Below are 20,182 nucleotides of genomic sequence, written 5' to 3'. Positions count from 1 at the left end.
TGGAAGGGATAAACGCTGAAGGCATCTAAGCGTGAAGCCCCCCTTAAGATGAGATATCCCAGTTATAAACTGTAAGACCCCTTGAAGACTACAAGGTAGATAGGGCAGAGGTGGAAGTGCAGCAATGCATGGAGCTGACTGTTACTAATCGGTCGAGGGCTTGACCAAGAAATGCTTAGAGAAGGCGAGAGAGAATGTTGACCGCATATCTAAGCATAAATCGGATAGATCTGTATGAAGTTTTGAAGGTATATACTTATACCTGATATTCCTCGATAGCTCAGTCGGTAGAGCACGCGGCTGTTAACCGCGCTGTCGTAGGTTCAAGTCCTACTCGGGGAGTTATATGAACGATTGGTTGAACAAATCAATCGTTTTGTTTTAAAAAGATACAATATCAGGCTCCATGGTCAAGCGGTTAAGACATCGCCCTTTCACGGCGGTAACACGGGTTCGATTCCCGTTGGAGTCATTATGGCGACATAGCCAAGTGGTAAGGCACGGGTCTGCAACACCCTTATCATCGGTTCAAATCCGATTGTCGCCTCTTATTTACTCCTTGAAACTGTTAGAGATCAAGGAGTTTTTTATTTACAGGAATAGGTATGAAAGGGGAAGCTGTATGAGTAAAGGAATCGGTGGAAAAAATAACTGGGCATTGTTTTTATTATTACTTGCCGGAATCGTATTAGGTGGATTTATCGGAGAACTGACAAGTGGTGTTGCTGGGCTAAGCTGGCTGAATTATGGGCAGTCATTTGGTTTTTCAAATCCGATCGTATTAAATTTGGGAATCTTAGTCATTACATTTGGACTTACGATCAAGATTACGATCGCAAGTATTGTGGGTGTTGTGCTGGCAATCATTATATATAGATTACTGTAATTATAACGCTTGAAATTATTTATAAGTGATGAGTGATAAGATTACAAAATAAAGGCATATGTTACCGTAGATAGAACGTGGTACATATGCTTTTTATTTAATTCAGATATGTGTTTTGCAGCATAAAAATTAACCAGCCACATAAGAATGGGCTGGTTAAATAATATAAAAGTTTTTATCGGGTGTGTGATGTAACATATTATTTTAAAAGAAGTTCGTCTGTCTTTTGATAATCTGTAGTACGGTCAAAGCTGATGATCTGATGAAAATCAGCAAGGTAGAAATGGTCGTTGATATACATGCCACGCAGATTTTCATAAGCAGTATGGTCAGTTAAATTGACATTCAGTTTCTTTGTAAAATGATTATTCTCCCATGAATATAGTCCATAATCAAAACTGTATTTAGAATCAGTATTTTTTAACTCCATTGTAAATCCGATCAGGTTGGCAGATGCATCGGCTAGTACACATTTGTAATCATATAATGCAGGTGAATAGATATAATTATCTAGGACAATGCTGTCAATTACTTTTAAATTCATAGGATCAGAAATATCAAACATGACCATTTTTAAGCCTTTTGTAACACCGGAGTCAGGATCGGTTTCATAACCGATGCCAAGGAGTTTCTGATCGTCCCATAATTGCAGATATTCGGAAAATCCTGTCACTTCTAAGGAACCAAGGATCTTAGGATCAGAAGGATCAGAAAGGTCTGCCACAAATAACGGATCTGTATTCCGATAGGTGATAAAATAAGCCGTATTATCAAAATACCTTGCGGCATAGATTTCTTCTCCATCTGCAATATTTGTCAGAGAACCTGTAAGTTTCATCTTATCGTCAAATATATATAGATTGTTAGAAGGATTTCCGCTGTTATCATAAGATGTTGTTAAAAGACGCAGACATTGTTGATTTTCATTGATCGCAAAGGTATCTAAGATTTCTCCATTTACCGAGGCGGCAGAAACCGCATTTAATATGCCATTTTTCATGGAAAATCCGGCAAGTTCGGTTACTGTCTGGGAAAGAGAATCATCGTTATATTTACTGTTGTAAAGATAGATCCTATCATTTCCAACATAGATATTCACATAATTATGGAGAATCATCAGTTTATCCACAATTTCATCAGGATGATTGAGATTCACAGAGGATAAGATTAGTCCATTTCTGCCATCATCAGTGAGATAAATATCATTGTAAGGTATTTTTTCATCATTGATGCAGGGAATAAATTCTCCTTTGGGTGATATATAAGATATTTGTGAAGATAAATTCTGGTCAGTAAACAGGTACAGGATATCATCTATCTTACGGGAAGTATAATAATTGCCATCTTGCGTATAGGTGCCCTCTAATACCGGCTGTGCGGGATCGCTTATGCTGTAAGTATAAAGGATAGTCTGACTCGTCGTTTCCATTGAATAAGAGGTAATATCTTTATCGTTTGTAAGCGGCATAAAACCCGGATCAATCGAATCTTCGGTTGAAGATTCGGTAATATCTACAGAGGTCTGTATCGAAGTATCATAATGCTGTACGATCAAAAGCAGGTGCGAACCATCAACATAAAATTCGACAAGTGAATCAGATGCTTCTAATTCCGGAGTGATGGAACTTATCGTCTGCAAATGTCCGTCTGTGGTATCTGTGATCAGAATTTTACTGCCAGTCACCGTATAAATATAATGTCTGTCTGTTTTTACACGATCGGCTTCATCTACGCCCTGTGTCTGTAAATTTGTAGATGAGTAGGTATTAGAAACTGAATCTTCAACGGAAGATTCGACAGTAGCTCCATCTTTCCGGGTGGAGTAGAGAATCTCCTTATCCATAGTATCAGCAGAATTTTTTAATATGTTATATACTTCTTCTTCACTTTTTGCAATCGTATAAAGAGAGCCGGCATTTTGTTTTATATGTTCGGTCTGTAAGGTATTACCGGATGTATCAGCTGCAGCATCTAATACGGTTTCCGTATCGGAATAGTCTGGCAGTGGAGAAGTATTTTCATCCGGTAAAATCGTGTGGCTGTTCCATGCAGCAGCGGTCAGTATGATGCATAGTATACATACGACAGCCGTACGATAGTATACAGCCGGTATCAATGGATGCCTGTGCATATGTTCTACAGCTTTTTCTTTTTTGGAAAAGAGAAAAATATGGTGTGACCGGTGTGTATCTGCATAAGATAACTGATCAGCGATATGATCTGGTGACAATGAATCCGGTATGTTCACAGAATCTGCGGAATCCTGTATTTTTTGTAAGAGTTCTTTTTCAGTCATAATCTCACTCCTTTTCTGGGTTAAGGTTTACTGCCATTTTCTTTAAGGCGCGGCTTTCCTTTGAGCGTACGGTATTTTCATTCATATGAAGGATACTGGCAATCTCATGGCTCTTATAACCTGCAAACAGGTGCATACTGATGATCATGCGTTCTTCATCGGACAGCCGGAAAAATTCCTGACGTATCATGGTATCAAGTTCTAAATTCTCATGTGTGGATTCTTTTAGTTCCCATGGAATTTCTTCTAAGGACAGCGGATGGTTCTTTAGGCTTTTTCTGCACTTATTTGTCAGAATCTGAAAGATCCATGCCTTAAAGGATTCGACTTTTTTTAACTGGCCAATCTGAACAAAGGCATCCGTAACGGTTTCACTGACAATGTCCTCTGCATCGGCAGGATTTTTCAACGTATATAAGGCAAAATGGTAAAGATCCTGATAAATGATTTCGTAAAGTCTGGCAAATGCATGGACATCACCGGTTTTTGCCTGTTTTATCAGTTGTATGTCTGTTTTCATAAGCATCTCCATATCATTGCTGGGTTTCCTGTTATATAATAGTGTCGAAATTCTTTTCTTTTGTTGCAGGCAAAAATAAAAAAATTTACTTGACGGAGTATGGGCTTTTTGTTAAAATAACTTTTGCAAATGTAAACAACAGACGGCGACATAGCCAAGTGGTAAGGCACGGGTCTGCAACACCCTTATCATCGGTTCAAATCCGATTGTCGCCTCTAAGTAGGAACCTGAAACGTATTGTTTCAGGTTCTTTTTATTACTAGAGATTTTATTATAAAGATATTTTATAATTTTTCAAGAAAATTAAGAAGTGCATTGTATTGTTCGGAATTTAATTTTGTAGAAGCTTTAAGTAATGCTGTCTGTTGTTCTGTGAGGTAAACCGATTCTTCGTTATTCTCTAAAAAAACTGGGAAATTGTAATTCCAAACGCATCACATATTTTTATCAGAGATGGAATTGTGGGAACGATGACAGACGTTACTGCAACAAACCGTTCAATGTATTTTTTTCTGAAATTTCATCATAATCATATATATGAGAAATGCAAAAATGAAAGGAAGGTATTTCATTATGGAAATGACATTGAGATGGTATGGATCAAAATTTGATACGATAACATTAAAGCAGATCCGTCAGATTCCGGGGGTAAAAGGAGTCATTACTACATTATACGATACAGCGCCGGGGGAAGTCTGGAGCAGGGAGAGAATACGAGCAATGAAAGAAGAAGTTGCAGCCGCAGGCCTTCATGTTGCAGGAATTGAGAGTGTGAATGTGCATGATGCGATCAAAACCGGTGCGAAGGATCGGGATATGTACATTGAAAACTATATAAAGACACTGGAAAATCTGGGAAAAGAAGACATTCATTTAGTCTGCTATAACTTTATGCCGGTATTCGACTGGACAAGGACAGAACTTGCAAGGGTAAGAGAAGATGGATCTACCGTGCTTGCATATAACCAGAAAGCGGTAGATGATCTGAATCCGGAAAAAATGTTTGATTCGATTGCAGGTGACATGAACGGAACGGTTATGCCGGGCTGGGAGCCGGAGCGTATGGAAAATGTCAAAGAATTATTTGATATGTATAAAGAGATCGACGATGAAAAATTATTTGAAAATCTAAAATATTTCTTAGAGAAGATCATGCCTGTCTGTGATCGGTATGATATCAATATGGCGATCCACCCGGACGATCCGGCTTGGAGTGTTTTTGGACTTCCGAGAATTATCGTCAATAAGAAGAATATCCTGCGTATGATGGAAATGGTAGACAATCCGCACAATGGTGTAACATACTGTTCAGGTTCTTATGGAACAAATTTAGAAAATGATCTGACGGATATGATCCATTCCTTAAAAGGAAGGATTCATTTTGCACATGTCAGAAATCTGAAATTTAATTCACCAACAGATTTTGAAGAGGCAGCACATCTGTCATCAGATGGAACATTTGATATGTATGAGATCATGAAGGCTCTTTATGATATTGGATTTAATGGTCCGATCCGCCCTGATCATGGACGTATGATCTGGGATGAAGTCGCAATGCCGGGGTATGGGCTTTATGACAGGGCATTAGGAGCAGCATATTTAAATGGACTTTGGGAAGCAATCGAAAAGAGTGCAAAATAGGAGGAACTTATGAAATTAGATCAGAATGGAATGTCAGATAGAAAAAAATGGGAGGCACTTGGCTATCATCTGCCGGAGTTTGATAGAGAGGATGTCAGGAAAGCAACCAAAGAAGATCCGGTCTGGATTCATTTTGGGGCAGGAAATATATTTCGTGCATTTCAGGCAAATGTCGTGCAACAGATGCTAAATCGCAGAGAACTTGACAAAGGGCTGATCGTGGCTGAAGGATATGATTATGAGATCATTGAAAAAATGAACCATCCACACGACGATTATACGATCCTTGTAACATTAAAAGCAGATGGAACGGTAGAAAAGACAGTTGTCGGAAGTGTGATGGAGTCACTTTCGCTCGATTCGGAAAATGCAGAGGAATACAGCCGTTTAAAAGAGATCTTCTGTAAGGATTCTTTACAGATGGCTACATTTACGATCACAGAAAAGGGATATAGTTTAGTCAATGGAAAAGGAGAGCTGCAGCCTGTTGTAGCAGAAGATTTTAAATCTGGAGCAGAAAAACCACAGAGTTATATCGGAAAGGTCACTTCTTTATTATATGCACGATTTTTAGCCGGTAAAAAACCGATTGCAATGGTAAGTATGGATAACTGCCCGCATAATGGGGACAAACTGTATGCTGCGATACATGCATTTGCAGAGGAATGGACGAAACATGAACTTGCAGATCAGAAATTTTTAGCTTATGTGGAAGATAAAAATAGGGTATCTTTTCCATGGACGATGATTGATAAGATTACACCAAGACCGGATGCTTCGGTGGAGGACATTTTAAAGAAAGACGGCATTGAGGACTTAGATCCTGTCATTACTTCCAAAAATACCTATGCAGCACCATTTGTCAATGCAGAAGAATGTGAATATCTGGTAATAGAGGATGCATTTCCTAATGGCAGACCACAGTTAGAAAAAAGCGGTCTGATATTTACGGACAGGGAAACCGTTGATAAAGTGGAAAAAATGAAAGTATGTACCTGTTTGAATCCACTACACACAGCACTGGCAGTTTTTGGATGTTTATTAGGATATGAACTGATCTCAGAAGAAATGAAAGATGAAACCTTACGGAAGTTAGTAGAAAGGATCGGGTATACAGAAGGACTTCCGGTAGTAGTCGATCCAAAGATCATTGCTCCGAAAGACTTTATTGATACTGTATTAAATGTGCGTATTCCAAATCCGTTTATGCCGGACACACCACAGCGTATCGCAACAGATACTTCCCAGAAATTAGCGATCCGTTTTGGAGAAACCATAAAGGCTTATGCAGCTTCTAAGGAGTTGAATGTGAAAGATCTGACAGGTATTCCGCTTGTTTTTGCAGGCTGGCTCCGCTATCTGACGGGAATTGATGATAACGGAAAGAAATTTGAATTAAGTCCTGATCCTTTATATAATACCCTGTATCCTTATGTGAAAGATTTTAAATTAGGGGAAATGCCGGATACAGAACAGTTAAGACCTGTGTTAAGCAACGCTAAGATCTTTGGTGTGAATCTGTATGAAGCAGGTATGGCAGATGTCGTCTGTGAATATTTTAAAGAAATGTGCATGGGAACGGATGCAGTTCGTAATACTTTAGAAAAATATGTCTAATTATATCAAAATGTTATAATTGCAATGCAATATTATTATTTTACGCAGCCTTTTTATCTGTGTTAGAATGAAATCGTAAATGTGATAAATTTTTAACGATATTAAGAAAGAAAGAGGTAAAGATATGGAAGACACCAAAGTATGTCTTGAGAAACAGCCGTTATCTCAGGAAATGTTGGAAAAGATGAATGCATATTGGCGTGCTGCTAACTACTTATCAGCAGGACAGCTTTATCTTCTTGACAATCCACTTTTAAAAGAGCCTTTAACTATGGATCATATCAAGAAGAAAATCGTAGGTCACTGGGGAACAGTACCGGGACAGAACTTTATTTATACACATTGTAACCGTGCGATCAAACGTTACGATCTGGATATGATTCTTCTTTCCGGTCCTGGACATGGCGGAAACTTCCAGATTGCTAATACTTATATGGAAGGCAGCTACAGCGAAGTATACCCGAACATCAGCCAGGATGAAGAAGGTATGAAGAAGATGTTCAAACAGTTCTCTTTCCCATGTGGAGTTCCGAGCCACTGTGCACCGGAAACACCGGGATCTATCAATGAAGGTGGAGAGCTTGGATATTCTATCGCACATGCATTTGGTGCAGTATTTGATAACCCGGATTTAATCGCAACTGTTGTTGTAGGTGATGGAGAAGCTGAAACAGGTCCTCTTGCTACATCATGGCAGTCCAATAAATTCTTAAATCCAATGACTGATGGTGCCGTACTTCCAATCCTTCACTTAAATGGATATAAGATCAGCAACCCGACAATCTTCTCACGTATTTCCCACGAAGAAATCGAAAGCTTCTTCAAAGGATGTGGATGGAAACCTTACTTCGTAGAAGGTGACGATCCAATGACAATGCACAAACTCATGGCAGAAACAATGGATACTGTTATCGAAGAGATCAAAGCTATCCAGAAAAATGCCCGTGAGAACAACAATCCAGAGCGTCCGGTATGGCCAATGATCGTTCTTCGTACACCAAAGGGATGGACAGGTCCTAAGGTAGTAGACGGACAGCAGATCGAAGGATCTTTCCGTGCACATCAGGTACCGCTTACAATGGAATCTCCGGAACATCTTGATCTGTTAAAAGAGTGGTTAGGAAGCTACCATGCAGAAGAATTATTCGATGAGAATGGTCGTCTGATCCCAGAATTAGAAGAACTTACACCAAAGGGAGATGCACGTCTTGGTGCTAACCCACATGCAAATGGTGGTAAATTATTAAAAGATCTTCGTCTTCCGGATTTCCGTACATATGGAATCGAAGTTGAACCTGGAAAGACAAAAGCTCAGGATATGATCGAGCTTGGCGGATATATCCGTGATATCTTCAAATTAAACAAAGAAAACAAGAACTTCCGTATCTTTGGACCAGACGAAAGTATGTCAAACCGTCTGTACAAAGTATTCGAAGAAGAAAACCGTGACTGGAATGCAGATCTTCTTGATACAGACGACTGTCTTGCAAGAGATGGACGTATCATGGACAGTATGTTAAGTGAGCATATGTGTGAAGGATGGTTAGAAGGATATCTTCTTACCGGACGTCATGGATTCTTCGCTAGTTACGAAGCATTCATCCGTATCGTAGACTCTATGGCTGCACAGCACGCTAAATGGTTAAAGGTTTGCAATCAGCTCTCCTGGAGACAGCCGATCGCTTCCTTAAACTTCATCCTTACATCAAATGTATGGCAGCAGGATCATAACGGATTTACACATCAGGATCCGGGATTCTTAGACCATATTGCTAATAAGAAAGCAGACGTAGTACGTATGTACTTACCACCAGACGCTAACTGTCTGTTATCCTGCTTCGATCATTGTATCAAGAGTAAGAATTATGTAAACGCTATCGTAGCTTCTAAACATCCAAGCTGCCAGTGGTTATCCATGGAACAGGCTGTTAAGCACTGTACACAGGGTATCGGTATCTGGGAGTGGGCAAGCAACGATTGTGGCGAAGAACCAGACATCGTTATGGCTTCCTGTGGTGATACACCTACACTTGAAGTTATGGCTGCTGTTACAATCCTTCGTGATGCTATGCCAGAATTAAAAGTTCGTGTAGTAAACGTAGTTGACTTATTCAAGATGCAGTCTGATCACAAACATCCACACGGATTAAGTGATGCAGAATATGATGCAATCTTTACAAAGGATAAACCAGTTATCTTCGCATTCCATGGTTATCCAACACTGATCCATGAATTAACATTCGAGCGTAACAACCACAATATGTCTGTACATGGATATCTTGAAGAAGGTACGATCACAACTCCATTCGATATGCGTGTCCAGAACCAGATCGACCGTTTCAATCTTGTAAAAGACGCTGTTATGCATCTGCCACAGCTTGGCAATAAGGGTTCATTCTTAATCCAGCAGATGAACGATAAACTTGTTGCCCATAAGCAGTACATTGCAGAGTACGGACAGGATCTTGAAGAAGTTCGTGACTGGGAGTGGCATACACCGGAAGATAAATAAGAATTGATTCTTATAAAGATATCAGGAGGCTTATAATGCTTCTGATAAAAAACGCCTAGACCTTACGGTTTAGGCGTTTTTTTTGATAAGTAAATTTATAGATATCATTATCTTTCAGCTAAAAATTTCTGAAATTCTTTTGATGCAATGCTCTGTGGATATTCTGTATCATAGATCAGAATGATATCACGTTCAGGCATTGTTTCTTCTACTTTAATTTCAAAGACAGTTCCGGCTAGAAGATCTGCTTTCACAAGTTCAGCAGGAATAAAGCCGATTCCCAGATTATGTCTGACAACAGGCAGTATCATGTCGGTCGTTGAAAGTTCTACATGCGGAGAGAATTGCAGACCATGTTCTTCAAAATATTCATTTAAGAAGTTCCTTGTAATGGATTCAGAAGTCAGACTGATCCATGGGTATTCGGACAGTTTCTCTAAGGAGATCCGTTTCCCTTTTAGTTTCTGATATTTTGTACCTCCGATCAGAATATCCTGATAACCGAGAACCCGCCGCATTTTTAACGGAGAGGAAATATTACAGGAGGCAGAAACGACAGCAAGGTCAACTTTTCCTTCTTTGAGTGCCATAATGGAATTTTTGGTACTGTTATTTAAGATCTTAAAGTGAACATTCGGATAACGGATATTAAATTCTTCCATTGCCTGAAATAAGTAACAGTGCAGAGCAGTTTCAGTAGCACTGATATAGATCGTACCGTTTTCTAAAGTGATCATATTGCTTAAGTTATTTTCCCCGCGGAAAAACTGTGCACAACCGGCAGCAATATATTCATAAAAAATCTTACCTTCCGGTGTTAATTTCATACCGGTCTTGCTTCTGGTAAACAGACGGCATCCCAGTTCATTTTCAAGATTCTGAATGGTTCTTGTAACGGCTGGCTGGCTTGTTTTTAGGGCACTCGCAGCTTTTGTCAGATTTTCATATTTAGAAACATAATAAAACACTTTATAGTATTCAAAGTTGGAATTCATAGGCTGATGCTCCTTAGAATAAATTCTTAGTTCTAATTTAGCATAAATACAGTTGTATTGCAAATATAGCAAAAAATCTACCAAAAACAAAATATATTTTTAACAATTTTTGGTAAATTATATAGTTTTTATGGATGCTAGACAAAACAGATTATGTGATAATGACATATATTGATTTATCATATCTAAATATTAAGAAACGGGGGTTTTAATGTGAAAAGAAACAAAAATCTAGGATGGAAAAAGGTATGTGCAGCCATGATGGCAGCCGCAATGACTGTTACAATGTTACCGGTAAGCAGCATGGCACAGACATCAGCAACTGCCGTAGAAAGCGGAAAATTTTCCAATCCTGTTATTTATGCGGATGTACCGGATATCGATATCATTCGTGTGAATGACACCTATTACATGGTAAGTACGACAATGCATCTCTCACCGGGATGTCCGATCATGAAGTCAAAAGATCTTGTCAATTGGGAGATCGTCAATTACGTATATGACATTCTCGGTGATACAGATGCCATGAACTTAAGAAATGGTGAAAGCATGTATAGTAATGGACAGTGGGCAGCAAGCCTGCAGTACCATAATAACAAGTATTATGTTGCATTTAATTCCAATACAACAGGACATGCTTACATCTATACCACAGATGATATTGAGAATGGTTCATGGACAAAGACGGAATTAGCAAAAGGCTACCATGATATGGCATTATTCTTTGATGATGCTACACCTTATATCGTGTATGGAAGTGGTGAGATCAAATATGTAGAATTAAGTGAAGATCTTTCCGGAGAAAAAGAGGGCGGAAAGCGCGGAACTTTATTCTCAGCTCATAGTGGAGCAGATGCAGGTAAATTTGATGGTGGTTTATCTTTTGAAGGAACACATGTGATGAAAAAAGATGGTTACTATTATGTGTTCAATATCTGCTGGCCGGCTGGGAAGCCGAGAATTGAAGTGTGTCACAGAAGCAAATCCTTTATCGACGGCACATGGGAAACGAAAGAGATTTTAAATGCAAACTTTTCGAATAATGGAACGAATGCAGGTGTCGCACAAGGTGGTGTGATCGATACAGCAGATGGCAGATGGTACGGATTTATGTTCCAGGATCATGGTGCAATCGGACGTACACCGGTTCTTACTGACTGTACATGGATCGACGGCTGGCCAATGCTTGGTAAAGACGGCGATGGCAAGACAGTAGAAGCTGAAATGGAACTTCCGGTAGAAGGAAGTGAGAGCAGATCACTGGTAAAATCGGATGAATTTTACAATGATGCAGAACATAGAGTATTCGATGCTGCGAAAGAGGGCGCAGAATCTGATACGGCTATGATGTCAGCAGATATAGATGCTACGGGAGCAGATGACGCACAGACAGATCCGGCTGAAACACCGGAAGATCAGATTGTAGAATTAGTAGCAAACGGCAGCTTTGATGACGGAACAAAAGGCTGGAGAGCGTTTGAAGGTGGCACGATCAGTGCAGAAACCGATGAAAGTGGAAATAACTACGGAAAGATCACAGATAGAACAGGTACAGGAAGCGGTCTTGCCTATGATCTGACAGGAAAGATCGTAGAAGGTGTAAAATATCATATCAAGGCAAAGATCAAATATGATAATGAGAATGGACCTGCTACAAGAAAATTCAACATCACATTCCAGAATGGTACAGCATGGAATTACAGACAGGTTGCAGGCGGTGTTGATGTTGTGAAGGGTGAATGGACAGAAATCGAATGTGATTATGTACCGGGTGAATCTACTGAACATAATCCATTCAGTTCTGTAGAAAATACCATGTTTTTTGAAACAGGATGGGTACCTTCAGCGACTGCAGATAATGATCTGATGGATTTCTATGTAGATGATGTTTCTGTTACTTATAACAAATCGGATCTTCCGGATGAGGAAGAAAATGATAATCTCATCGAACTGATCACCAATGGAGATGTAGAAATCGGAGATACTACCGGATGGATATCCACACCACAGGAACCAGATGCAAAGGATGAAAAAAGTGCTACATTAACAGCAGTTTCAGAAGAAGGAGCATCCGGTAACTATTGTCTTTCTGTTGCTGACAGATTAACAACCGGAATGGGTGCATGTCAGGATATCAGTGGAAAATTAGAGTTTGGTAAAACATATACTATATCCGGTAAATTAAAATATACGACAGGACCGGATAATAAGAAATTTTATGTGACGATCCAGAATGGTGATAATTATAACTGGAGAGAAAATCTGGTAACAATCAATGCTACAAAGGGTGAATGGGCTACATTTAAAGGTACTTATACCGTACATGATAAGAGTGAGAGTTTCCCATTTGATCCAACACAGAATTTTATCTTTATTGAAACACCGTGGACAGGAAATCCAATAGCAGAAAATGACTGGATGGGATATTATCTTGATGATTTCTCCATGACAACAGAAGATGATAATATCGTTAAGAATGGTTCATTTGAAAAAGGAAGTACAAACTGGACCGGATTTGAAGGTGGTACGATTGAAATCGTAGATGATAAAGATAATGCACAGGACGGAAGTAAATATATTGCAACTACTAATAGAACTGCATGTGCACAGGGACCATCACAGGATGTCAGCAATAAACTGAGTGCAGGAAGTACTTACGTTGTATCTGCATGGGTAAAATATGACGCAGAAGATGCTGTTGACAGCAAATCTTTTAATATGACGATCCAGAATGGACCAGATTATAGATACCGTAAAGTAATCAAGAGTGCAACAGCAAAGAAAGGTGAATGGACACAGATCACAGGAGAATATAAAATGCCGGATGATGCGATCACCAACCAGAACTATATTTTCTTTGAAACAGGCTGGGTACCGTCACCGGATAAGACGAAAGATCTGATGGATTTTTATGTGGATAATGTCACTGTAAAAGAGAAGGTTGTAGATAAAGAATCGGCTGAATCAGGAGAACACGATTATAATGGTTCAAATCTTGATCTGGTATGGCAGTGGAACCACAATCCAAATAACAATAACTGGTCGTTAACAGACAGGGCAGGCTGGCTTCGTCTGACAACAGGAAGTAGAGCAACAAGTATATTAAATGCAAGAAATACATTGACACAGAGAACATTTGGACCGACCTGTTCCGGTAAGATCAAAATGGATATCTCCGGAATGAAAAATGGAGATTATGCAGGACTTGCAGCATTCTCTTATAACTATGGTTATATTGCAGTGACAAAAGAGGGTACCGCTGCAAAACTTGTCATGGTAGATGCACATAATAACCAGGCAGAAAAAGCGGATAAGCCAACAGTTGCAGCAAGTGTGGACTGTACATCAGATATCGTTTACCTGAAAGAAGATTTTAACTTTGCAGGTGGAGATAAAGTCACATTCTATTACAGCTTTGATGGCAGCACATGGACACAGTTAGGTGCTCCGATGCAGTTAAGTTATGAACTGACACACTTTATGGGAAGTAAATTTGCAATCTTTAACTATGCAACAAAATCTACAGGCGGTTATGCAGATTTTGATTACTTCCGTGTAACAGATAAATTAACAGGAATAGATGCACCGGAAGCAACAGACCATGCAGCATCTTTAAGCGGAACAGAAGAAATAAGTGGTGTGATCAACAGTGAGGCTACAGTAAAAGTAACAATGGATGCACTGACCGGAGAAGGTCATACAGACTTAAAAGCATCCTTATCCATTCCATCAGGCATGGATGTAAAAGATGTTACATTTAACAGTGATGCGATCACTGGTGAAACATCATGGAACTTTAAAAATGGTCATCTTGTATTACAGGCAGCAGGAAAAGACCTTACTTTTGAAGCAGCAGATAAATTATTTGCAACCGTAACATTAAAAATGACAGGTTATGCAGATAAAGATACAACGGTAAATGTCAGCGCTGATTATATTACTGCAGATAAAGGTACTGTAGAATATGATGTTACAGCCTGCAGCTTAGATATCAAAGAAAAATATTTAAATACAAAAGCACTTGCTAAGAAATTAGGATACAGCAATCCACTTGTAACAACTGATTTTGGTGCTGATCCATATGCGATCGTATATGATGGCAGAGTTTATGTATACATGACATCTGATGATTATGAATATGATGCAAATGGGAATGTATTAAATAACTCCTTTGGTTATATTAAAACATTGCGTATCATATCTTCTGATGATATGGTCAACTGGACAGATCACGGAGAGATTAAGGTAGCAGGAGAAGACGGAGCAGCAAAATGGGCAAGTCACTCATGGGCACCGGCAATCGCCTATAAACAGATCGATGGAAAAGATAAGTTCTTCTTATACTTTGCAAATGATGCGTCCGGTATCGGTGTATTAGAAGCAGATACTCCGCTTGGACCATGGAAAGATCCGATTGGAAAGGCATTACTGACAGGAAAAACACCGGGTTGTGAAGGTGTTGTATGGTGCTTCGATCCGGCAGTACTTGTAGATGATGATGGAAGTGCATATATCTACTTTGGCGGTGGTGTACCAAATGGTCAGCAGAATAATCCAAAAACAGCGCGAGTTGCAAAACTTGGCGAAGATATGATCAGCATTGATGGTGAGGCAAAAGAAATTGATGCTCCATGTATGTTCGAGGATTCCGGTATTTTCAAATATGGTGATAAATATTATTACAGCTATTGTTCAAACTTTATCAGCCCGCATAAAGATGGATATCCGGGATATGGAACCATCTGCTACATGGTAAGTGATGATCCGATGGGACCATTTGAATATGCAGGTGAAGTATTTGAAAATCCACAGATCTGGTTTGGTGTAGGCGGAAATAACCATCATGCAACCTTTGTATATGAAGGAAAATCATACTTCATATACCATGCACAGACTTTATCAAAAGCACAGGAAGAAGCACAGGGACTTAAATCCGGTACATTGACAAAAGGATACCGTTCCACACATATTGATCCGATTGAATTGAATTCTGATGGAACTATTCGTCCGATTGCAGGAACTTATGAAGGTATCAGCCAGTTAAAGACGATCAATCCTTATGAGAGAATTGATGCGGAAACAGTTGCATGGAATGCAGGTATTAAGATTGCAGACTGTGCAGAAGAAGGCAAATTATTCAAAGACTTTAACAGACAGATTACAGATCTTCAGGATGGTGACTGGACATCTGTTGCCCAGGCAGCATTTGGTGACAGAGGTGCAGCAGAATTTACAGTAAAGGCAGCTTCAAAATCCGGTGGACAGATCGAGATCCGTATGGACAGCCCGGAAGGAGCATTAGTTGGTACGGTAAATGTAGAAGCAACCGGAAGTGAAGATACATTTAAAGAATTCAGTTGTAAACTTGACCGTATTACAGATACACACAATGTATTCCTTGTATTTAAAGGTGATGCAGAAAATCTGATGAATGTTGATTATTACAGATTTAGTGAATATCAGGTCAATACAGAAGCATTAAGCAGTAAGATCGCAGAAGCAGAAAAATTACTTTCAAGTCTGACAGGAAGTGCAAAGACAGATTTAGAAAAAGCAATCGCAGAAGCAAAAGCATTATTAGAAAAAGCAAATGCAGACCAGAGTGAGATCGATAGCGTATTTGACAGCTTAAGCAAAGCATACAATACAGCAAAAGCAACAATCTCAGACGGTGGTAAAAAGGATGATACCAAAAAACCAGATGGTAATACCCAGACACCGGCAAATGGCGGTACAGCAGATAATACACAGACACCTTCAAAGGATTCCATGCAGAGTTATGTAGGAAAGACTTTTACGATCGGAAAGAAACTGACCTATAAAGTCACAGCCTGCAGCAAAAAAGTAAAAACAGTAACCGTTATCGGCTCTAAGAAGCAGTTAAAGAGCATTACGATCCCGGCAACTGTGACTTACCAGAAGATGAAGTTTAAAGTAACAGAAATTTCAAAGAATGCATTTAAGAAGCAGAAGAAGCTGACAAAAGTTACAATCGGAAAGAATGTTACTAAGATAGGTGCAAATGCCTTCTATGGTGATAAGAAACTTTCAAAAGTAACAATAAAAGGTAAAAATCTGAAGAAAATTGGAAAGAATGCGTTTAAGAAAATTAAAAAATCAGCAACCTTTAAAGTTCCAAAGGGAAAAGCAAAGGCTTACAAGAATATGCTGAAAAAAGCAAAGACATCCAGTTACAAAGTCAAATAAATGACAAATTGAAAATGAAAAGCCGCGCTCACCCCTTGCGCGGTTTTTCTTATATCCGGTTTATTATATTTCCAGACACTTATCCTTGTATCTATGATATAATGAGAGAAATGACTTTATTGTGCATGGAAAGTGGAAGGAATAGGAAACGGACATGGAGAAAATCAGAATGAGTATGGACAACATAGGGCTAAAGCAGAAGATTGCACTTCTGATCATCGTATGTGTATTTCTTCCGTTGATCACGACAAACAGCTTTATTTTCTGGAATCTGAAAAAACAAAGTGACAGTGAACAGCAGAAAACATTAGAGAACAGTATGAATGCAATCGTGTATGAATTTCAGAACGCAGTCGCTGAACAGACTTCCATTGCAGATTATCTGTGCAGAGATGTAAGACTCAAAAATTTTTTAGGAACATCTTATCAGTCAGAATCAGATTATTATAGTGCATATACACGTTTGCAGAGAGCAGATGTCATCCAGTATTATTATACAGGGCAGTCTGCCTATGGGATCACAGTCTGTACAGATAACCGGACGATCACAAATGGTTCATATTTTGTAAGAAGTGATGCGGTAGGAGATGCCGACTGGTATCAGGCATTTAAAAAAAGCAGCCAGCAGGTCATGTTATACAGTTTTTATGAAGATGGTAAAAAATCCGGTGGATATATCGGAAAGGGCAGACATCTTGTCTGGATGCGTAAGATCGAAGGAAATACCAATGATTTTGTAATGATGGATTTTAATTATGATAAGCTGTTAAAAAAAATCCAGATGGAATGCGGTAGTGCAGACTGTTATATCTGTACGGATGATACCATACTTTTTTCTACAACAGAGAAGAATCCGCAGAAAAAGCAGATGAAGAACTGGTCAGATTCTTTTCTCAAACAATGCAAAAAAGAAACAGAGTTAGTATTTTATGGGAAAAAGTTTTGCTTTGTACTGACAGAGGATCATAATGGTTTGCCGGAAGTCCTGAATAGTCAGAAATACGGATTATTATTCTTATATATTATGAATCTGCTTCTTCCATGTGTGGTCTCGTATTTATTTTATCATTCGTTACATGACAGGATCGCATTGACGCAGCATTGTATGGATCAGGTCAAAGAAGGGACTTATGAAGTCATTCACTGTGAAGAAGGCAGCGATGAAGTCGGCAGTATGATCCGCAGCTATAATCTGATGATCATGCGTATCCGGGAATTGATCGAAGTGGTATATAAAAATAAAGAAAAACAGCAGAATCTTGAACTTTCCAAAAAGCAGGCAGAATTAAATGCCTTACAGAGCCAGTTAAATCCGCATTTTATATTTAATGCCCTAGAGAGCATAAGAATGCACAGTATATTGAAAAAAGAGATGGAAACGGCAAAGATCCTCGAAAATTTTGCTGTTCTGATGCGGAAAAATATCCAGTGGAGTCAGGATTTTGTTACGGTGGACGAAGAATGTGAAAATGTAAGAAGATATTTAGAAATTCAAAAGTACCGGTTTGGTGACAGGCTTGAGTTCTCTCTTTGTATACAGGATTCCGCCAGAAGGTATTATATTCCACGTTTTGTATTGATCACATTTGTGGAAAATGCTTGTGTGCATGGTATTGAGCAGAGTATAGATGGTGGGCAGATTACAGTGGTTGCCTCAGAAGATGGAGAAGATCTGTATTTTGAGATACTTGACAGCGGCAGCGGTATGGAGGAAGAACAATTAGAAAAGCTTCAGGAAACCGTATCACAGACAGATATCAGTTATATCCAGACGGCAAAAAAGAGTATCGGGATCGCAAATACCGTTTTAAGATTAAGGCAATATTATCAGGATAAAGTACAGATTGAGATCAGCAGTGAAATCGATGAGGGAACGGAGATCTGTATCCGTATGCCAAATCACAGAGAACAGTCATAAAACCAGATAGAAATGGGGGGAATGTATGTGATAAAAGTTTTACTTGTGGACGATGAACAGTATATCAGAGAAGGGCTAAGGCAGTTAGTAGACTGGGAAGAATATGGATATGAGATCATCGGTGAAGCGGGAAATGGAGTAGATGCCATTGCAATTTTAGAGGAAAGTCAGGTAGATGTCGTGTTTGTGGATATCCGTATGCCGAAGATGACAGGGCTTGAACTGATCGAGTATGTACAGGAAAAACTGCACCGTAATATACAGTTTGTAATTTTAACCGGATATGCGGATTTTGAATATGCCAGAATGGCAATCTGTATGCAGGTAAAAAATTATATGTTAAAACCGATCCAGAAAGAAGAATTATCCGATATCCTCCATAAATTAAACAAAGAACATCAGATCATGCAGGTAAAGGAACAGGAGCATTATTTCTTTGCTGTTTCAGCTGTAGTGCATGGAAAATATACCGAAGATGACTTAGAAACCGTATATAGCCATGTGGTTCCATCGAATCAGTGGAAGTATGTCAGCATCGAATGTATGGATGCAGATTCTCAGCTAAAACCAGAGGAACAGGAAATGGTGTCCTATTTACAGGCGATCCTTACAGAATTTTGCGGACATGGAGTACCGATCATGGAAACAGAAGAAGAAATAAGCGGAGCTGCACTGCTTTTAATACCGGAAATGTATCAGAAAAATAACCAGACAGAGGCAGAATTTTTAGATGCACTCCAAAGGCGGATGAGCCATCATTTTTCACAGACATTTCAGGTATATGCAGGCAGTCAGGAAAATTCGCTTGAGGATATCAGAAAGTCTTTCCGGTCAGTGCGGGTAAGCCGTTGTCTTTATGGGTTGAGTGAAGATAAGAATAAGGTATTTTATGAAGATGCAGCAGGAAGAAAGACATCATTTGAAATATCAGAAAGTGATATTGATACACTTTTATCGGCTGTAAGAGAAAACGACAGGGAAAAGATCGAGGCAGCAGCCCAGAAAGTATTTGCCGGGATCAGAAACAGTGAGATGAATCTTGAAATGATCAGTGCAAGTATCTATCATATTTTATACCGTCTGATGGAAATGGTAAAAGAATTTGATGATGAAACGAACCAGCAGGAGATCCTTGAGTATATCGGAAATGAATCTTTCCATCATCTTGTAATGATGGGCAGACCGGAAGAAATCACCGATTTTTTTGCAGATTATGCAGGTTATTTTGCACAGGTACGCAGTCAGGAAAACCGGAATATCTTAGATAAGATCGATGCTTATGTCAAAGAACATTATATGGAAAAGATCAGTCTGCGCTCTTTAGGAGAAATGTTTTATATCAACAATGTTTACTTAGGACAGCTATATAAAAAGCGGTATCAGATCGTATTCCGGGATTATCTGAACCAGCTTCGTTTAGAGAAAGCAAAAGAATTATTAGAAGATACAGATACAAGGATTTATCGTATTGCAGAAGAAACCGGATTTGGAAAGGCAGATTATTTTATCAATAAATTTGTACAGGTATATGGGATTACACCGAATCAGTATCGTATGAAGTTTAAAAAGTCCGGCAGGGGGAATTAGCAT

At 39.1% G+C, this 20,182-nt stretch carries 10 protein-coding genes, 4 tRNA genes and 1 rRNA gene; 12 read left to right on the top strand and 3 right to left on the bottom strand.

Annotated features, from left to right (window positions below; genetic code table 11):
* The 5 genes from H8S17_RS09175 to H8S17_RS09155 form a co-directional block, all read left to right on the top strand.
* Nucleotides 1-168, top strand: a 23S ribosomal RNA gene (locus tag H8S17_RS09175); the annotation flags it as partial.
* Nucleotides 169-269: 101 nt separating this feature from the next.
* Nucleotides 270-342: transfer RNA gene (locus tag H8S17_RS09170), tRNA-Asn, on the top strand.
* Between the two features lie 58 nt (nucleotides 343-400).
* Nucleotides 401-472, top strand: a tRNA-Glu gene (locus tag H8S17_RS09165).
* Nucleotides 473-476: 4 nt separating this feature from the next.
* Nucleotides 477-547: transfer RNA gene (locus H8S17_RS09160), tRNA-Cys, on the top strand.
* A 75-nt stretch (nucleotides 548-622) separates the two neighbouring features.
* Nucleotides 623-886 carry a DUF4321 domain-containing protein gene (locus H8S17_RS09155; RefSeq protein WP_178052305.1) on the top strand — a complete coding sequence of 88 codons (264 nt, stop codon included), beginning with the start codon at nucleotides 623-625 and terminating at the stop codon, nucleotides 884-886.
* A 199-nt stretch (nucleotides 887-1,085) separates the two neighbouring features.
* Here H8S17_RS09155 and H8S17_RS09150 read toward each other — a convergent pair whose 3' ends face one another.
* Together H8S17_RS09150 and H8S17_RS09145 are read right to left on the bottom strand one after the other, a co-directional pair.
* Nucleotides 1,086-3,182 (bottom strand): beta-propeller domain-containing protein, encoded by a 2,097-nt coding sequence (locus H8S17_RS09150; protein ID WP_186867079.1) that lies wholly within the window; start codon nucleotides 3,180-3,182, stop codon nucleotides 1,086-1,088.
* A 4-nt stretch (nucleotides 3,183-3,186) separates the two neighbouring features.
* Entirely contained in the window at nucleotides 3,187-3,702 is a 516-nt protein-coding gene (locus H8S17_RS09145; protein ID WP_186867078.1) for an RNA polymerase sigma factor, read from the bottom strand.
* A 144-nt stretch (nucleotides 3,703-3,846) separates the two neighbouring features.
* Between H8S17_RS09145 and H8S17_RS09140 the strand changes: the two genes are divergently transcribed.
* The 4 genes from H8S17_RS09140 to H8S17_RS09125 all read left to right on the top strand — a co-directional run bounded on the left by H8S17_RS09140 (nucleotide 3,847) and on the right by H8S17_RS09125 (nucleotide 9,472).
* Nucleotides 3,847-3,917, top strand: a tRNA-Cys gene (locus H8S17_RS09140).
* Nucleotides 3,918-4,275: 358 nt separating this feature from the next.
* Nucleotides 4,276-5,343 carry a mannonate dehydratase gene (gene uxuA / locus H8S17_RS09135; protein ID WP_186867077.1) on the top strand — a complete coding sequence of 356 codons (1,068 nt, stop codon included), beginning with the start codon at nucleotides 4,276-4,278 and terminating at the stop codon, nucleotides 5,341-5,343.
* Between the two features lie 9 nt (nucleotides 5,344-5,352).
* Nucleotides 5,353-6,960, top strand: coding sequence for a mannitol dehydrogenase family protein (locus H8S17_RS09130; RefSeq protein ID WP_186867076.1), 1,608 nt, complete (start codon nucleotides 5,353-5,355; stop codon nucleotides 6,958-6,960).
* Between the two features lie 124 nt (nucleotides 6,961-7,084).
* Nucleotides 7,085-9,472 (top strand): phosphoketolase family protein, encoded by a 2,388-nt coding sequence (locus H8S17_RS09125; protein WP_186867075.1) that lies wholly within the window; start codon nucleotides 7,085-7,087, stop codon nucleotides 9,470-9,472.
* 107 nt (nucleotides 9,473-9,579) lie between these two features.
* On the opposite strand, the gene H8S17_RS09120 is transcribed toward H8S17_RS09125, so the two are convergent.
* Nucleotides 9,580-10,467, bottom strand: a complete 888-nt coding sequence (locus H8S17_RS09120; RefSeq protein ID WP_186867074.1) for a LysR family transcriptional regulator — start codon at nucleotides 10,465-10,467, stop codon at nucleotides 9,580-9,582.
* A gap of 213 nt (nucleotides 10,468-10,680) precedes the next feature.
* Here H8S17_RS09120 and H8S17_RS09115 point away from each other — a divergent pair, with 213 nt between their 5' ends.
* The 3 genes from H8S17_RS09115 (at nucleotide 10,681) to H8S17_RS09105 (ending at nucleotide 20,179) form a co-directional block, all read left to right on the top strand.
* On the top strand, nucleotides 10,681-16,674 hold the full coding sequence (locus H8S17_RS09115; RefSeq protein WP_186867073.1) for a family 43 glycosylhydrolase: 5,994 nt from the start codon (nucleotides 10,681-10,683) through the stop codon (nucleotides 16,672-16,674).
* 154 nt (nucleotides 16,675-16,828) lie between these two features.
* The gene (locus tag H8S17_RS09110) at nucleotides 16,829-18,592 is read left to right on the top strand and encodes a sensor histidine kinase (RefSeq protein WP_186867072.1); all 1,764 of its coding nucleotides are present in this window, start codon (nucleotides 16,829-16,831) and stop codon (nucleotides 18,590-18,592) included.
* A 27-nt stretch (nucleotides 18,593-18,619) separates the two neighbouring features.
* Entirely contained in the window at nucleotides 18,620-20,179 is a 1,560-nt protein-coding gene (locus tag H8S17_RS09105) for a response regulator transcription factor (RefSeq protein ID WP_186867071.1), read from the top strand.
* The last annotated feature ends 3 nt before the right edge of the window (nucleotides 20,180-20,182 follow it).

The organism is Roseburia zhanii (assembly GCF_014287635.1).
Classification (GTDB): domain Bacteria; phylum Bacillota; class Clostridia; order Lachnospirales; family Lachnospiraceae; genus Roseburia_B; species Roseburia_B zhanii.
The sequence above is the reverse complement of the archived record's forward strand: the minus strand, read 5'-3'. Positions and strand labels throughout refer to the sequence as shown.

Bases quoted from the DNA above. Each gene is read 5' to 3' on its own strand.
- H8S17_RS09130 (WP_186867076.1), top strand. From the start codon at position 5,353: ATGAAATTAGATCAGAATGGAATGTCAGATAGAAAAAAATGGGAGGCA.
- H8S17_RS09150 (WP_186867079.1), bottom strand. From the start codon at position 3,182: ATGACTGAAAAAGAACTCTTACAAAAAATACAGGATTCCGCAGATTCT.
- H8S17_RS09120 (WP_186867074.1), bottom strand. From the start codon at position 10,467: ATGAATTCCAACTTTGAATACTATAAAGTGTTTTATTATGTTTCTAAA.
- H8S17_RS09145 (WP_186867078.1), bottom strand. From the start codon at position 3,702: ATGAAAACAGACATACAACTGATAAAACAGGCAAAAACCGGTGATGTC.
- uxuA (WP_186867077.1), top strand. From the start codon at position 4,276: ATGGAAATGACATTGAGATGGTATGGATCAAAATTTGATACGATAACA.
- H8S17_RS09125 (WP_186867075.1), top strand. From the start codon at position 7,085: ATGGAAGACACCAAAGTATGTCTTGAGAAACAGCCGTTATCTCAGGAA.
- H8S17_RS09110 (WP_186867072.1), top strand. From the start codon at position 16,829: ATGGAGAAAATCAGAATGAGTATGGACAACATAGGGCTAAAGCAGAAG.
- H8S17_RS09155 (WP_178052305.1), top strand. From the start codon at position 623: ATGAGTAAAGGAATCGGTGGAAAAAATAACTGGGCATTGTTTTTATTA.